At 37.1% G+C, this 17,393-nt stretch carries 14 protein-coding genes, 4 tRNA genes and 1 other annotated feature; of the genes, 1 reads left to right on the top strand and 17 read right to left on the bottom strand.

Annotation, left to right across the window (positions count from 1 at the left end; all coding sequences use genetic code 11):
- Nucleotides 1–66 precede the first annotated feature (66 nt).
- Nucleotides 67–300: a binding site (T-box leader), on the bottom strand.
- A 79-nt stretch (nt 301–379) separates the two neighbouring features.
- From NGR58_RS02095 to NGR58_RS02030, 14 genes are all read right to left on the bottom strand, one after another.
- Nucleotides 380–943, bottom strand: coding sequence for a hypothetical protein (locus NGR58_RS02095; protein ID WP_258088053.1), 564 nt, complete (start codon nt 941–943; stop codon nt 380–382).
- 112 nt (nt 944–1,055) lie between these two features.
- Nucleotides 1,056–2,390: a C1 family peptidase gene (locus NGR58_RS02090; RefSeq protein ID WP_258088052.1), complete on the bottom strand. Its 1,335-nt coding sequence runs from the start codon at nt 2,388–2,390 to the stop codon at nt 1,056–1,058.
- Between the two features lie 75 nt (nt 2,391–2,465).
- The gene (locus NGR58_RS02085) at nt 2,466–4,142 is read right to left on the bottom strand and encodes an aryl-sulfate sulfotransferase (protein ID WP_258088051.1); all 1,677 of its coding nucleotides are present in this window, start codon (nt 4,140–4,142) and stop codon (nt 2,466–2,468) included.
- A gap of 497 nt (nt 4,143–4,639) precedes the next feature.
- On the bottom strand, nt 4,640–5,470 hold the full coding sequence (locus NGR58_RS02080) for an undecaprenyl-diphosphate phosphatase (RefSeq protein WP_258088050.1): 831 nt from the start codon (nt 5,468–5,470) through the stop codon (nt 4,640–4,642).
- Between the two features lie 178 nt (nt 5,471–5,648).
- Entirely contained in the window at nt 5,649–5,909 is a 261-nt protein-coding gene (locus tag NGR58_RS02075; protein ID WP_258088049.1) for a hypothetical protein, read from the bottom strand.
- Nucleotides 5,910–6,018: 109 nt separating this feature from the next.
- The gene (locus tag NGR58_RS02070) at nt 6,019–6,897 is read right to left on the bottom strand and encodes an ROK family protein (RefSeq protein ID WP_258088048.1); all 879 of its coding nucleotides are present in this window, start codon (nt 6,895–6,897) and stop codon (nt 6,019–6,021) included.
- 277 nt (nt 6,898–7,174) lie between these two features.
- The gene (locus NGR58_RS02065) at nt 7,175–8,965 is read right to left on the bottom strand and encodes an FtsX-like permease family protein (RefSeq protein WP_258088047.1); all 1,791 of its coding nucleotides are present in this window, start codon (nt 8,963–8,965) and stop codon (nt 7,175–7,177) included.
- Nucleotides 8,966–8,974: 9 nt separating this feature from the next.
- Complete coding sequence (locus NGR58_RS02060; protein ID WP_258088046.1) at nt 8,975–9,727, bottom strand: ABC transporter ATP-binding protein; 753 nt, start codon at nt 9,725–9,727, stop codon at nt 8,975–8,977.
- 145 nt (nt 9,728–9,872) lie between these two features.
- Nucleotides 9,873–10,910 (bottom strand): PTS sugar transporter subunit IIC, encoded by a 1,038-nt coding sequence (locus NGR58_RS02055; RefSeq protein WP_258088045.1) that lies wholly within the window; start codon nt 10,908–10,910, stop codon nt 9,873–9,875.
- 972 nt (nt 10,911–11,882) lie between these two features.
- On the bottom strand, nt 11,883–13,445 hold the full coding sequence (gene rny, locus NGR58_RS02050) for a ribonuclease Y (RefSeq protein ID WP_258088044.1): 1,563 nt from the start codon (nt 13,443–13,445) through the stop codon (nt 11,883–11,885).
- 227 nt (nt 13,446–13,672) lie between these two features.
- A complete protein-coding gene (locus NGR58_RS02045; RefSeq protein ID WP_258088043.1) occupies nt 13,673–15,250 on the bottom strand; it encodes an ATPase P in 1,578 nt (525 codons plus the stop codon).
- 77 nt (nt 15,251–15,327) lie between these two features.
- A tRNA-Ser gene (locus NGR58_RS02040) sits at nt 15,328–15,417 on the bottom strand.
- Nucleotides 15,418–15,422: 5 nt separating this feature from the next.
- Nucleotides 15,423–15,496, bottom strand: a tRNA-Met gene (locus tag NGR58_RS02035).
- Between the two features lie 33 nt (nt 15,497–15,529).
- Nucleotides 15,530–15,619 (bottom strand) — tRNA-Ser (locus tag NGR58_RS02030).
- A gap of 257 nt (nt 15,620–15,876) precedes the next feature.
- On the opposite strand from NGR58_RS02030, the gene NGR58_RS02025 reads away from it, so the two are divergent.
- Complete coding sequence (locus NGR58_RS02025; protein ID WP_258088042.1) at nt 15,877–16,059, top strand: hypothetical protein; 183 nt, start codon at nt 15,877–15,879, stop codon at nt 16,057–16,059.
- 93 nt (nt 16,060–16,152) lie between these two features.
- Here NGR58_RS02025 and NGR58_RS02020 read toward each other — a convergent pair whose 3' ends face one another.
- The 3 genes from NGR58_RS02020 to NGR58_RS02010 form a co-directional block, all read right to left on the bottom strand.
- Complete coding sequence (locus NGR58_RS02020; RefSeq protein WP_258088041.1) at nt 16,153–16,953, bottom strand: HAD family hydrolase; 801 nt, start codon at nt 16,951–16,953, stop codon at nt 16,153–16,155.
- Between the two features lie 134 nt (nt 16,954–17,087).
- A tRNA-Leu gene (locus NGR58_RS02015) sits at nt 17,088–17,171 on the bottom strand.
- Nucleotides 17,172–17,296: 125 nt separating this feature from the next.
- Entirely contained in the window at nt 17,297–17,389 is a 93-nt protein-coding gene (locus NGR58_RS02010; RefSeq protein WP_407077141.1) for an IS3 family transposase, read from the bottom strand.
- Nucleotides 17,390–17,393 lie beyond the last annotated feature (4 nt).

Raw genomic sequence — 17,393 nt, 5'->3', positions numbered from 1 at the left:
CTCCTTTAATTACCAATAATGACTATCAAATTAAAAAGCGTCCTTTTAACTATCTATTACAATAGTTAAAAGGACGCTTATGCGCGGTACCACCTTACTTTATAGCATTATCACTGATACTACCTCACACGTACGGTATTTACCATACGCTGACACTATAATGGGTGCACCCAATGTCATCTAATAAATTTTCAATGACATAGTTCCGAGATGATCATCATCTTACTTACAAGCTGTTTCGCACCAACCAACAGTTCTCTGATTACAAATTAAAATGGCACTTCTCTTCATCACTTTTTAATTTAAATTTAATTGTTGATGCTAATTTACACCCGATAATTTTAATTGTCAACTAGTTTATATAACAATTTGATAAGCGTTATCTTTTTTCTAAAACAGACAAAATATCTCCTAACACACCATTTTGATAAAACATCTGGTGTTGAAATTTGGCACGCTCACTTTCTACGGCTTGCATCGCTTGATCTGAAACTTGTTTCTTTAAAGTTTCTTCATTAGATTCTTGAGCGGCTTGTACCTCTGAAATTAAAGTTAACAAGGCGTAGTAATAGCCTAAAAACCAACCATTAAAATAGGGCATGATGATACTTTCAAAAACTAATCGATTATCATGATGGGCAGTAACGGCGTGGTATTCTTCCGCCAGCATACTATTAATTTGGGCATCCAATTCCTTATGTTGCTCAGTCACCCATAATTTTTTAAAATCATCACGCGCGGCATGCTCTACACGATCTATCCAAGCAGCTGACTGATTTTCTGCCTGAACACCTTCGCTTAAACCAACAATCAGTAAATAAGCTGCTTCGTATCCTCGCTGCATCCCCAATTCTAATACCGGCTTTAAAATCTTATTTAATTGTTTGGTATCCAGGGTGGCATTAATTGTCGTCAATGTCTGTTTCAAATCATCTTTTAACATAACTTCCTCATTATTTTCCACTTTTTGATAATCACTATAACATTTAGTTATAACTAAAAAACCGAAGACGTTATCCTCATTAATTGGACGTCTTCGGTCAATTTAAAAACCTTTATGCTAATGCACCCATTGGATCCCATGGTGCTAATTCTTTAGGTTCGCTATTTTCATAGATATCACGTAGTTCATCAGGAAGGTACTCCTTCTTAATAACAACTTGATACGTAAATTGGTCAAACCATTCATCAGACATTGTAAAGTAACCCTTGTGGCCATTCTTATCACCCCATGAGTTCTCAACCTTCCACTTTGTAGGCTTGCCGTCTACAAGGTCAACACCAGTTAAGACCATCGCATGAGTCATCAATGAATCACCATAATCCAAGCGTTCTGCCTTAGTCATACTGAAATCAATATCAAACAGGCTATCCTCGTCATACAATTCCGTATCCATTAATCCAGCTTCACGATCTAACTTTGGTCCCATATCAACACCGAACCAAACGTTTTCGCCAGCAGAAAGCTGCTTGATGGCTAATTCCTTAAATGTTGCTAAGTCAAGATTCAAATGCTTAACGTCACGACCACCAACGACAGAACCTAACATGCTAACACCGTATGTTTGTTTGTATGGCTTATCATCAGTTGGTGCATTAATGATTGAGATATAGTCACTAAGATTCCAACCAACATACTTCTTGAAGAAGTCTTGTGGTGTAATCCCTTGCTCGCGATGGAACTCATTATCCTTATCACGGAATGAAAAGTCAAATGTCAAAGGTGGTTCACCAAATGTCAATGACAACATATGGTAATTTTCTTTATTGAACGCTGCAAGTTTGGCTGATACTTCATCATCAGTAGCATTTTGTGCAACTAGTTGACGCAGTGTAATGGCATCTTTACGTAACTTACCGTTGAACAAACGGTTAAGTTCAGCGGAGTGAGATGATGCTTGTGATTCTGGGAAAGCTGATTGTGGTACAACACCGTATTTTTCAATGATGGCAACGATCATATCCCATTGGCCACCATCTTGTTGTGGTGTCGCTAACAAGAAACTCACTTCACGGTCAGTTGTTGGCTTATCTGCGGTTGCCAAAATATTATTATAGAAATAATTTGCTTTCTCTAACTTATCCCAGAAGAATGTGTAACTTTGTGATAATTCAAAGTCGCCTGGCAAACCGTGCGTTGACTTCATATCATGACGCATTGTGTTCAATGCGGCAAACATCCAGCAACGTCCTGATCGCAACTGATTAGCAACTGGTGAACTTTCCAAATCAACACTGAATGTTGGTGTCAATTCACCAGCACGTTGATTATCACGTGCTGACTTTAAGATACCATTAGTCGTAATAGCACCACGTAAAACTCCTGCCTTAGAACTTTCATTGACAGATTTTTTAAATGCTGCTAATTGTTCTTGGGTAATTTCACTCATTTTTTAACCACCTTTTTCTAATAATCACTTAAGTTTATCGCTTTCGCCACTATTATGCAATGTGACACAGGTCTGCTATGAAATGTTAATCCGGTAAGAACGATAAACATAACCCTTCGATTGCAAGTTTGAAAGCTCAACATTAAATACTTGATAACCATCACGCGTCACTTCGACAATATTAGAAGCATCCCCATTCTTGGCATTTAAGTAACCAAAGTCAATTAGGGAATTACCATTATCTAGTTGTCGATTTGAACCAATTCGGTCAGTAAAATTAGCTTCGCCTAATGCTTGACCGTATGACCGGACTTCTTTGGCAGTCATAGTCTTCAAATCAATTTTTAACTCACGACCAGCTGAATACTTACCTGACGTCTTTTTATCACCATATGAAACAGCATAATTATTATCATAGAATGAAATTGTTTCCTGACCATCTTTTTGTGAACCGGCTATCACGCGAGCATCATGCTGACCACCATTAATCGTAGTGCCCTTTGCATAGTTCAAAACATGTTTCTGCCACTTCTTTGGCCAATCAGTTTTATCACGCCCTGATAGGATCCAAACTGGTTTCATGGTCTTATAGTTAAACTTCATAACCAAATCTTGATGACGTGAAGAAATGATTATGCTGTTATCCTTCTTATCATAATTAATCGCATTTTGGTGTAACCAGTCAACCTTGCCATCAGAACGTTTTGTTGCATCATATTGGGCATAGGTATCCATTGGGAAAATACGCTTAAAGTCAATCACGCGAGCAACTTTACCAGTTTTACGGTTAATTTCAACCATTGTATCCTCAATAAACTTCGAACCATCAGAAACAGTGGCTAACAAGTTACCATTTGGTAATTCGATCACATCATGATGAATAGCAGTTGTTTCACCATCTGACTTATTCTTAGCCTTTAGATTCTCAGTTGATGATGTTTTATTACTGAATTGGTAGTTCCGATAAATCTTACCCAAATAATTGGTCTCAACTAAATCATTATAAACAAGCTTACTATTATCTTGCTTACGAAGAATCAACAAATGACCATTCTTCAATGTTTTAAAAATATGTTGATTATATTCTGTTGAAAACCAACGAATCTGTCCATCCGCATCAATAGCAAACGGTTCTTTGGTTGTTCGGGTAAAGACCGTTAGCCCATTTTGTCCAATGGCCATTTGTTTTTTATCGGCCATCTTCACATTAATATTTACATCAGCCAAAGCCTTAGGCAACGGTTGCGTTTGCATCTCAACTGTTTTCTTTTCGACACGACCATCTTTATAAGTAATTGTAAATTCGACCTTATTAGCCGTATTTGCATATAGCCCTACCACATTAATACGATGCTTTTTTGTATTTTTGTTTGTACTATTAGTAATTGACGTACCACTCGACTTACCAACAACGGTATAACTTACCTTTGCAGCTTCATCGGTATGAAAAATTGCCAAAGCCGTTAGTGGTGATGTTTTATACGGGTTCGTTTTTACAAACATATTGTCAGTCGTATACTTACTATCTTTTTCTGCCTGTGAATAGTTCTTTTCTAAATTATCTTGCTCAGAAATCAATTTATTACTTAAATGAACACCCAGATTAGATTTAATTTGCGTATTCGTTAACAACTTTGGATGACTTTCACGGTAAACTTTATGACCGTAAAAGGCACCAATACCAATCAAAATAATAATAACCAAAACCCATATCCAACGGGACCACTTTTTACGCTTTACTTTATCATCCATGTGAGCTCCTTTTTATCTAAAAACGTGTATTAACATCTAAACTAAATGATTACACTATTCAAATCAAGATATATATCAAAAATTAGATTTTTCTTATGAATATAACAAAAACGCCTATCCGGGCAAGATAGACGTTTTTGGATCGAGCTGTTTATTATACATAAATAGCGATCTATTAAGGAGTAGGTTGTTTAAAGCGTAATTCTTTAAACGATTAGGTAAATTTCTATGAGTGTGGGCTGTTGATAGGAATGGGCTTTCCTTATCAACAATATTTATAATAAAGGCAACGACTTAAATAAAATATAAACCTGACTAAAATTAACCTTTAATTTGAAAAACCATCAAAAAAAGTGGTTCTGGTCACCCATAAGGTAACACAGAACCACTGTCCATCATCTATTTAAGAGTAGAAAATATGAATAAGGTTGATGACTTACACTCAGTATAGCATAAAGAATGATAAACTCAATCATTTTTCTAATTAATATCTAATTTTACTTTGCCATAAACCCAAAATAAGCAATAACAAAAATACTCAATGCGATACGATACCAACCAAACGCCTTAAAGTCGTTATTCTTAATATAATTAAGCAAGAATCTAATTGATAGGTAAGCAACAATGAATGATACCACTGTTCCAGTGATTAGGACCATTGTTTGTGTCCCAGTAAACGCACCACCATGACTAAAATACTTAAAGATTTTTAGGAAAGAAGCGCCGAACATTGTTGGAATAGCAAGGAAAAATGAAAACTCTGTTGCTACAAAACGAGATGTACCAATCAAAATAGCTCCCAAAATCGTTGCCCCAGATCTTGAAGTTCCTGGAATTAACGAAAGCACTTGAAAGGTTCCGATAATAAATGCTGTTTGGTAAGGTAAATTATTTAAACTTGTAAAATGAGGCGTACGTTGTTCATTACGATTTTCAATAACGATGAACAAAACACCATAAATCAAAAGCGTTGCAGCAACAACTTGCCAGTTCATTAGGTGCGCATCCATCCAGTCATTCAACAATAACCCGATAATCACTGACGGAATCACAGCAACCAATACCTTCAACCATAGAATCCAAGTATCATGCTTTTCAATTGCATTTTTCTTAGTAGACAAGGGATTTAATTTATGGAAATAAATAACAACGACCGCCAGAATGGCACCAAGTTGAATCACCACATTGAACATATCCGTAAACTGTGTTGACTGTTTCATTTGGATAAATTCATCTGCCAAAATTAAATGACCCGTAGAACTAATTGGCAGAAATTCTGTAATACCTTCAACTATTCCCAGAATAACTGCCTTAATAATATCGAACATCGTTTAAACCTCTATATATTTAGATTTTTATAATCAAATTTAAGAATGCCATACACTAGATAATCGTGTCAAGAGAAAAACAGTTTAACGATCCGTTAAAAAAGATCGAAATTCATCCTTCTAAAGACGGTTATTTCGATCTTTATACCTAAGATAGATTGTAATTAAATCTACCCGTTCATTCTTTTTTCTCTCCAAGCACAACTCTTATCATATCAGGATAAACACCGCCATCCTGATTTCTTTTCATCACGAGAGCCGTGAGAGCTTGTTTTAAATACTTTTCATTTTGGTCATTTACGGCTCGCCACGTTGCGAACCCACCCATTGCTTTTACTGTAATATGCCCCGTATCAACATAAACATTTTGTCGACCCTCAATGTAATAATCATAGACAATTACATTTCTATCCTCATGTTGCTTGATGACGGTTAACATATTACTTCTCACTTCTTATTGACTATCGAGCTGGGCGACTCAACTATTATAACGCATCTCGCGTTAATTACCAAAGTTTGATGTCAAGCATACCTTCTCTTGGCCTGATTTAATCACCCAGTAGTTCCTTAGCAAGATAGAAGCAACCATAGATACCTGCATTATCACCGTTACCAACAGAAACAATATAATTATCTAATTCTGGAACTGCCAGATAATCATGCAATTGCTCAGCAAAAGATTGGCGAACCATTGGTAATAAAATATCACGGTGCGGTACACCACCACCAAAGACAATGCGTTCTGGACGAAGAGTTGCCGTATAGGTCACAGCTGCTTGTGCCAAATAGAATGCCTCTATCTGCCAAGCCAAGTGATCATCAGGTAATTCTTTGGCTGAAACTCCCCAGCGCTCTTCCATAGCAGGGCCGGCAGCCAATCCTTCCAAACAATGATCACCATGGAAGGGACAATGACCAGCATAGTGGTCCTGAGGATGCTTGGCCATCACAATGTGGCCGGCTTCAGGATGTGAATAACCTCCAACAAATTGACCATTAGCAATAATTCCGGCACCAACGCCAGTCCCAACGGTTAGATAGACTATATTATCAACATCTGCAGCGGAACCTGAAACATACTCAGCCCAACCTGCAGCATTAACATCAGTTGTCCAATAATAAGGGATATCTCGCCATTCCTTCATCGCACCAAGGAAATCAAATCCTGACCATCCCCGCTTAGGCGTGTCTAGTACATATCCATATGTCGCACTATCAGTTCTGACATCAATTGGTCCAAATGAAGCAATACCAATTGCCGCAATATCTTCATATTGATCAAAAAATTCCTGTACTTTTTGGATAGTAGTCACACCATCTTCTGTTGGAAAACTTTCACGAGCAACCACAGACTCTGGTTCTTCAACTGGCGCGACGGCCACCACAAACTTCGTTCCACCTGCTTCAATTGCACCAAGTAATGCCATTTGGCAATTCCCCCTAAAATTTATAGTATACTGATATTTTAATCGATTACTGCATTAATTGCAATCGTTTACAAGTATTGTTATAAAAGCATTTCAAACGTTTACGCTTTTACCGATATTAATGATCTATAAAAAATATATCAACATAAAAAAACGCCTACCTTGCGCGTTTAGGTAGACGTTTTTGTGTGGCATCGATGTCTTTAACTTTCGTTATTAACTCCACAACATTTTGAATATGCTCCTATTATAACGTATTCTCTGAAAAAATGGCGAATTACTTTTTAATTAATCGACGATACATCCAAACTGTTAAACAATAATAGATTATGTACAAACTTACGATGCCAATTAAAGAAGGTCCGAAACCAAGATAGGCATTGTTTGTACCGGCCATTAATGGCGCAAACATTTGCAAACCAAATATAACATCTAAAATACCAATCACCATTGGGATAACAAATAAGATACCCAAATCAACCGCAATTATTTGCGTAATTTTTTTCTCACTCGTACCAATCATTGCTAACACACGGTAGCGATTCTTATCGTCGGCAACGCCTGACAAAGTCTTAAACATTAACGTCGCCGCCAACATTGCCAAAAAGCCAATTCCTAGGAATATTCCCATGAACTCAATACCACCAAAAATCCCCTTCAACTGACCATAAGTTGCATATGATCCAGTAGCAAACTCGGACTTTGTCCCAACAAGTTTTTCTTGTAACTTTTGATTATGTGATAATGCCTGATCATTGGCCATCATGTCAGCTACTTTAACCATTTGGATCGTACGAGGTGTCCCATGTGCCATCATTTCTGATGCATTCTCTGTCACAACAGCTTTAGCACCATACTGCTGATTTAAAATTTGGTTAGCAATGCCATCTAATGTGTAATCATAGGCTGCCTTCTTTTGTAACCAATCACCAGTTACCCACTTTGTTTGTGTCCCTGAACCATTTTTTGCTGATACTTTTGTTGGTAACTTATGTTCGTTAAACTCTGTTGCGTTAAAATAGACAGTTTGTCCTTTAACAACATATTGGTAATCTTGCTGCCACTGCACACCTTTCAAGTTGTCTGTATTAACTTTATCTGTGGCATAAACTGCTGTCACTGGATAAGTTTTTTCAGCCTGATTTGGTAACATGCGATAATAGCCTTGCCCAACTGACATTGCGCCTAATGCCAAAGCAAACATAATGGCAATGGACGATAATATGCGTTGGTAATCAGGCAAGCGGAATGCAAGCTGTCCATTAATAAAGGTACGCAATCCATGCAAACTATACGTTGAATTCCGGATCCAATTTGTTAGCATTTTTAATGTTCGGCTGACAAACCAATATGTCCCCAAAACATTTAGTACCAAAATGACAACAAAACCAGATAAGCCAATCTTAACGATATTAGGCATCAAAACATAACTAATCACTAACAAGCCAAGACCAATTAGACCAAGCAATGGGTCAATTACCTTGTGTACAATTGGTTGATTAACTTGTTTATTAGCTAATAACAACGTTAAAGTATCTTGCTTACGCAAACGATGCCGGTTATACAAACCATTTAACGTAAATAACACAATGAAAAATAGCAATGTAATAATCACTGATTTCATTGAAATAGATTGCCAATGTGCTAATTTCACACCCAAAAGGTTCATTAAGTAATGACTGCTCAATTTTGTTAAAGCAAATCCAATCAGAATCCCAATAATTGTTGCAATAATTCCGATACTTAACGTTTCTCGCAATAACAAAGAGCCAATTTGCTTCTTTGTTGCCCCAAGCATTGACATCAATCCATACTCAGATTGTCGCAATCTTAACAAAAAGCCATTTGCAAAATTTAAGTAGACAAAAGTGATAAGTCCTAATAGTACTTCACCAATAACAAAAATAATTGTAATCTGGGACACGATCGAATTAGCTTCTAGAAACGCACGATTCGTGGCCATCGCGCTAAACATATAAAATATAGCAGCTGAAATAATCAAGCCAACAAACAAGACAATGTAGTCGCGCCATTTAGAACGCAATGATTTTAAAGCAATTCCAAACATACGATCCTCCTAATTGAAATTTCCTAATTCAGACAACACTTGTTGATAGAATGCTTCTCTTGAACGATTATCACGGCTAATCGTTTTGGTAATTTGGCCGTCTGTTAAAAATAAAATGCGTGATGCAAATGATGCCGAGAAAGCATCATGGGTTACCATGATAATTGAAATGCCTTCATTCTCATTAATCTGGTTCAAATAGTTCATCATTTCGCGCGCATTTTCTGAATCCAACGCACCGGTAGGCTCATCACCAAAAATAAGGGTTGGATTGTGTACTAAAGCCCGCGCAGCCCCCACTCGTTGCTGTTGTCCACCAGATAATTCAGTTGGATACTGCTTTAAATACGACTCAATGTGTAGCAATTGAGCCACTTTTTGAACAGCCTTTTTAATATCCTTGGGGCTAACTTTTTGCAAAGTGAGTGGTAAACTAATATTTTCTTGAACTGTTAAACTCTCAATTAAATTATAATCTTGAAAAATAAATCCCATGTCTTGCCCACGGAATTTGGCAATTTCGGCATCATTCATTTGTAAAATATTTTTATTATTAATGGTCACCGATCCGGACGAGGGCTGCATTAACGTTGAAAGAATATTTAACAATGTTGATTTTCCCGAGCCTGATGGCCCCATGATTGCCACAAACTCTCCTTTGTCGACTGTCAACGATAAATCGTGCAGGACTTCATGTGCTACTCCTGCCGTACTTGCATATGTCTTATTTAACTGATTGGCATTTAGAACTGGTTCAGTCATGATTTTTCTCCTAATCATTATTTCATTTATGTTACAGACAATACTATACACAATCTAATATTAGATTGTCAAATTATATTTTTGGATTCCAAAAAAATAATGGCTATTAGAATAACTAAACGTTATCCTAATAACCATTAAAAATTTAAACTTCTGGCAACTTTAGGTCCTTTGACTCGACTAATTTTAATTTATCAATAAAAATGTATTTCATGATCAAGGCCATGGCAATTGGTACAATGAAGAACGTTAAGCTAACTCGTAAGCCAATCCCACTACCAGCTGATTCATTCAAAGCCGTGATGGGGCCAATGAACCCTGACATCCCAAATCCTGCAGAGAAGGGCGTTCCTGACATACTTAGCCCACTGGAAACACCACCTGCAATCGCTGATGCAATTATGACAGGAATAAATAGTTTTGGTTTTGACAACATATTAGCCATTTGAATTTTGGGTGAACCCATGAAATGTGCAATAAATAATCCCCATGAATTTTCTTTCATACTCATAATTGCTAATACAAGAGAGGCAGTTACGATACCAGTATTAGCAGCACCAATGCCTGTCAGTCCAATAGCGGTTGCAATACCCACCGAAGACAATGGTGAAACAATCAACACGGCAAAAATAATCCCCAACAAGATGCCCATAATTAATGGGGCTGTCTGTGTAGCAGCATCAACGACCGCACCAATCGAATCTTGAACTGCTACCATCACAGGTAATGTTAGTAACCCCAAGCCACCACCGACAACTAAAACAGCTAATGGTTCAAATACTGCTCGTAATTGCCCTAATAATTTATGAAAAATAATCGTTACGATACTTGCCATAAAAGTTGTTAGCATAATATTTAGAATCACACCTGATCCACTCATAACATACTGTCCACCGTGAACCGTCACGACCCCTGAAGCAATAAATGTCGCCAATGCCATTGATGCACTTTCAACAGTACCAAACTTAAGCAAGGCGCCTACTGCAAATGCTGCAATAATTGGTAACGCACTTTGTGCTAACGTCACCATCATGGTCAGCGTTTTAACAATCTCTGTTTGAGGCATTGCTGCTAATAACTGACTCACAAGCGCTGCTGGAATCAGTGCCACAATAATTCCACTAGCATTTCCGTTTAAAATCGCCGAGCCAAATTCTTTTTTACTTAATTTTTGTGCTTGCATATGATTTCTCCCATTTTTATTCATCCATTATCTGACTGCCATCAGTAGTCAATTTTTCCAAATAAAAAAACTGAGTACTTTCTTTGAAAATACCCAGTCCCGATATGGCTTAATAATTAATTAAGTCATATTTATTTGGTTCCGGATATTTTCTCTATCCGAAACCTAGCAAAAATGCTTTTGGTCATTTCGGATAGTCACCTAAAAAAACCAAAAGTAAAATACACTGATCCAGTTGTTAACATCTTATGTACCATCATTTTTGCTCCTTTGCTTAATTGATAAGTCTAATTTTAATCTATTTTTCATTTTTGTCAACATGTTTTAATTATTATAAATAAAAAAGCGCCGTATATCTACGACGCTTAGTACATAAAATGTACTAGATAGTCATTAGTTTAACTACCACGGGGAATATCTATAGTATATCGATATACTGAAAAATAAGCGAATAATCTGTTTATAATTATTTTCTAACAAAGTGCATAAAAAAATCGCTCTGCGTTTCCGCAAGGCGACATGGTGTGGCTGACGACCCACAAAATATTTTTTGATTGTGAAAGCGTTGATGTTGATAAGAGTCGTCTCATCACCCTCTTACTGCTCGAACTGTTAAATAAGTTATCATTCTCATTTTTCTGAAGGAGAAGAGTTTTCAGCAAGTTTCTGAGATTAAACAATCATTCGAACAGTAAGAGTGAAATGCGACAATTAACATCCTAGCAGTCCCCATCTGCTAGTGTTTCATAATCATGATTAGTTTTGCATACGTTCCCCCGTATCCTTAACACATTTATTATTGTAAGCGTTTCCAAGCCATTTGTAAACCCCCTACATGAAATTAATTTCATTTTATTGGTATGAATATCATTAATTATATGTATTTATAATTAAAATCTATCAAATTTTTCCAAAATAAAAAGGAGCTAGAAAATCTCATTCCTAGCTCCTTTTTATTCTATTAGTTATTTCTTACTTTGCATACTCAATGGCACGCGATTCACGAATAACAGTTACTTTAATATGGCCTGGATAATCCAAATCATTTTCAATTTGGTTTCTGATATCACGGGCTAAGACAGTTGATTCAATATCTGAAACAGCTGCTGGTTCTACAATAACACGAACTTCTCGGCCAGCCTGAATAGCATATGATTTTTCAACACCATTAAAGCCATTTGCAATAGCTTCAAGTTGTTGCAAACGTTGAACGTAGTTCTCCAACGACTCAGATCGTGCACCTGGTCGTGCTGCTGAAATTGAATCTGCAGCAGCAACCAGAGCAGCAATCACAGAGTCCGGCTCAACATCCCCATGGTGTGATGCAATTGAGTTGATCACTACTGGACGCTCCTTGTATTTCGTTGTCAATTCGACACCTAACTCTACATGAGAACCGTCTACTTCATGATCTATGGCTTTACCAATATCGTGTAATAATCCTGCGCGCTTGGCAAGCGTAACGTCCTCCCCTAACTCAGCTGCCAACAAGCCAGTTAGTTTTGCGACTTCTATTGAATGAACAAGAACATTTTGTCCATAACTTGTTCGATAATTCATCCGACCAACGGTTTTAACCAGGTCAGGATGCATATTATGGATTCCCAAATCGAAAATAGTCTGTTCCCCAACCTCTCGAATATGCTCATCCATCTCATTACGAGACTTCTCAACCATTTCTTCGATACGGGCAGGATGAATACGACCATCCGCAATTAGTTTCTCCAACGTGTTTTTAGCGATTTCACGACGAACAGGATCAAATCCACTTAGAACAACCGCTTCTGGTGTATCATCGATAATCAAATCAATACCAGTAACCGTTTCAAGTGCTCGAATATTACGACCTTCACGACCAATAATACGACCCTTCATATCATCATTAGGAAGTGTCACAACAGAGACTGTCGTTTCAGCAACCATATCCGCTGCTGAACGTTGAATCGCACTGACAACCAGGTTTTTAGCCCGCTTATCCGCCTCTGCAGTAGCACGTTCGTCACTATCTTTGATCATCTTAGCTCGTTCAGAAACCAATGATTCCTTAGTTTCTGACAAGATTTGATTACGAGCCTCCTCACGTGACAGGTTAGCAACTTCAATAAGTTTTCCTTCACGCTCAGTAACTAATTCTTCAGCTCGTTTCTGCTTATCATTGACACTTTGCCGTTGATGATCTAACTTTGTTTCCTTGTTCGAAATAACTTCTTCACGTTTCTGCAAAGAAGCATCTTTTCGATCCAACACAGATTCACGACTTACCAAACGATCTTCTTGTGATTTTACTTCAGAACGGCGTTCTTGTAATTCACTTTCAATACGTTGTTGGTAACGTTGGCTTTCATCTCGCGCTTCAACAAGAGCTTTTTTCTTTAATTGCTCTGCATCAGTAGCAGCTTGATTCGTTATATCTGTAGCCGTTTGCTGTGAAACAGTTAGCGTATGGTTAATTTTTGTTTTAGCCACCGTGTAACCAATTCCACCACTAATTACGATTGCGACAAGCAACAACAGGATGATCAATACTATGTTCATCTTGTTTCTCCTGTCTAGAGAATTGACTTTTATGTCAAATCAATAGTGTTTTTTTTGCGCTTAACAACACATACTTAATTTTAGGCTTTTCTATATAATAAGTCAATCAAAGTAATAGTAGATGTAAGCGACAAAAAACCGTCATATCAACATTTCCTTCTGCTATCGTTTTTCAAAAATGATAACAATATTAATATAACGGTTTTATATTTTCTTAAATTTATTAATTAACGTTTCACTCGTAAACGTAAAATACAGCTCATCACACAACGAATAATAACGGCTAAAATTGGTGCAACATATAACCATGGAGAAATAAAGATACCTAACCCTGCTGCTAATAAAAGCAAAATAATAATTGGTAGACTAGCCAATGATAACATTCTCTTATCAATCTGAATCAAACGATCAGCTGTAGCCCATAGTTTTTCTAAATCAGCTACTTTTGCAACGTGAATATCAGCATTAATATCTGGCCGATCCACTGCAACAGTAATCGTATCTGTTTGCGTTGATAAATTATCCTGGTTTGTTACAAACATCGTGTTAGTCTGAGAAGTCCACTGTTCTTGTTGTGCTGTCTTTTCAGTTGGTGTCAAATCTGACTTTACTTCACCCAAGGAAGTCATAATATTCGTTAATTGCATCGTTGCCCCAATCGTATCACCAGAGGCAATTTTTACATCTAAATGTCTGGTAGTAAAGAACCGGTCTAAAGAAAGTAAGGCTTTATTTAAAGTATCACCAAAAGTGATGACACCAATTACTTGTAAACTATCAACGACATAACTGACCGAGTTACCCAACATTTTATAAGTTTCTAAAGCATTCAAATCGACATCATAATCTTCAGCCACAACTTCAGCTGCCGACAAAACTGCAAAGCGTTCATTTAAAATGACCCCTTTTATTCCAGCACCATCGATAATTTCAGGTTCAGAAGCCGTTGATGGAAAGACACCATGATTTTCTGCATACTGTAAAATTGATTGTGACAAAGGTGATGTTTCGTCCATTGATAATAAACCGGTCGCTATTCCTAAAATATCGAAATCACTATATCGTTTATCCAATGACAGAATAGAGTGCACCGTCATATGATTGTCAGTTAAAATACCACTTTTTTCTGTAATGATCGTTGTTACTTGTGGTAACTTTTCAATAACCCGAGCATTTTTAAAGTTTACACCATTGGTAGCTAGTTTTTCTAAACTTTGCTCACGATGCCAGCCAGACCATAGCGCTGGCCAATTTGCATCGGTAATCAGCAAAACGGATGCCATAGTCGTTAGACCATAAATCCAATTTGTTGTTAATCCAAAAAATAGTAGCGCATAAATGGCCAAGAACATCGTAGTAATGTTCAACCGGTGAGCCGTTCTTTTCATAGGGGCATTTAAAATGATCGATAATGTTTCCTTTTGTAAGGATCCCAATGAACTAAGCAATAAAGCCATACCTAAAAATAAGATTGGCAAGGTCATCGTCACAATGGCGTACCCTGTCATATTAGTTAGGTAAATCCAAAGAACAGTCAAATACCAAATAGTCTGGCCTAAAATTGGTAACCAGAGCGTCACGACACGTAACTGTTTTTGTTGATATAAAGCCTGCTTAATCATTCGGTCGTCAGTATAAACAACCATCACAGCGGCTATACCAAAAATAGTCATTGTCATATTTTTTATATGCGCCGACATTAACGTGGAAGCCCCAACCAATGTTGGCAAAAACAACGCAGATAATACTGCTAATATAATCATAACTATTGCATATTGAGAATAGCGAATTCGACGTATCGGCATATCTTAAACCCCTCATATATTCAGAATGATATTGATACAAAAATAACCGTGCCCACGGGACACGGTTATTTATAAGAAGGAGATGGAGGGATTCGAACCCTCGCGCCGGTTTCCCGACCTGACGGTTTTCAAGACCGTTCCCTTCAGCCAGACTTGGGTACATCTCCATAAATTGCGGGTGTAGGATTTGAACCTACGACCTTCGGGTTATGGGCCCGACGAGCTACCAGACTGCTCCAACCCGCTATGATATAAATAAAAACATCTACTAGATGTCAAAGGAGATAGGGGGATTCGAACCCTCGCGCCGGTTTCCCGACCTGACGGTTTTCAAGACCGTTCCCTTCAGCCAGACTTGGGTATATCTCCATGAATGTTTGTATTAACACAACCACAAGACTTATCATACCTCTCCATAAGATGATTGTCAAGAGTTTATATTTTTTACGTCATTCACTTATAAATAAACAAGTCACATTTTATTTTCTTAGTTAATAAAAAAAGAGTCACTTATACCCATTTACAGCTCATCTCAATTCGGGTACTATAATACCACATTAATCAATAGACAAAAAGTAATCATTCCCTCATAGCTCTAATAATTCATATCCATCATGGAGGAAAATATGCTTAGTTTAGTTGGCTTGTCACTTGTTGTAATAGGGTTACTAATTACCATTCTTGGTCAGACTGCGCCACTGATTCGCCTTTATTTTGGTGATAAAAGCGTCATTTCACAAATTATTTGGGGACTGATCTTTTTCGGTATCGGTGCCTTAATTCTTATATATAATGCTATTAATATGTAAAAGCTAAATATAAATTAGATAATCAAAAGTTCTACATTATATTTATTACTAAAATTCCGCTAGGTTATTAAACCAATAACTTTGCGGAATTTTTTAAATTAATCCTCTTATAAATTCACCCACGCCACCATCATCATTACTACCTGTAATAAATTCCGCATGGCTTTTAAGATCTGCCACTGCATTGTCCATGGCGACAGGGTGACCAACTAATTCAAACATTGGTATGTCATTGTGACCATCCCCAAATGCATATGTACTCTCTTCATCAATATGCTCTGTATTCAAGACATACTTAATACCGTTGGCTTTTATTGCCTGACTATTAGTAATCTCTAAATGGTTTTTACCAGAACGCTGAATAACTACAGTATCTTCAGCTTTATTGTTCAAATACTGTATCAACCTTTGCATGGTCTCTTCATCAAAAATAACCATCATAATCTTGTAAACATCCAAGGTTCCCTGTAACAAGTTATTAAAATTAACGATTGTGGGTGTTTGTCCAGTTATTGCGCTTTCTAACTTGATTCCATTATCTATTCTCTCTGCATACCAATGATTCTCATCATAAAAACTAAGTGAAACATCCGGAAATTCTTTACAAACACTTTCGACCAAAGACTTTGCAACCTGAAAACCAATTGGCTTCTTCTGAATCACCTTTCTGTTGTTACCGGTTCCTTCATAAATAATTCCACCATTAAATCCAATTTGAGGTCCCTTCAAATCTAAGATATCAATAGCAAAATCCATTTCTACTGGTGCTCGTGCCGAAACTAACGTAAACGGAATGTCAATGTTCTTGATAATGTCAATATTATGTTGCGGAATACCATTATCTGATCCCAACAAGGTTGAATCCATATCTGAAAAAAAGTGTTCAACTACCATTACTCATTCCCTCCCCTTATATAAATAGTATTATACATAGTTAATTCTGAAAATAACAGGCACACGCTAACATACAAAAAACCTGACACAACAACACGACGTTGTTATGTCAGGTACCTGTAAATTCATTAAAATGCGAACGGAGGGGGTCGAACCCTCACGGTATTTCTACCACAGGATCCTTAGTCCTGCGCGTCTGCCAATTCCGCCACGATCGCATGCCATGTTGAAAAACATCAACACAGCTAATACTATCAAATATGCTTATCATATGCAAGATTTCTAATGGCTGTATATCATTAAAAAGTCTGCCTGAACTGAACCCCAAAAATTGGAGAGAAGTTTAAGCAACTAACTGGTCGGAAAGATTTCGGTATTGAACCGGAGTTTTTCCGGCCAGTTTTGTTTTAATCCGTTTATTATTGTAGTAATAGATATAA

The sequence above is a fragment of the Weissella fangxianensis genome, from assembly GCF_024718545.1.
GTDB lineage: Bacteria > Bacillota > Bacilli > Lactobacillales > Lactobacillaceae > Weissella > Weissella fangxianensis.
This window is presented reverse-complemented; position numbering and strand designations above follow the sequence as displayed.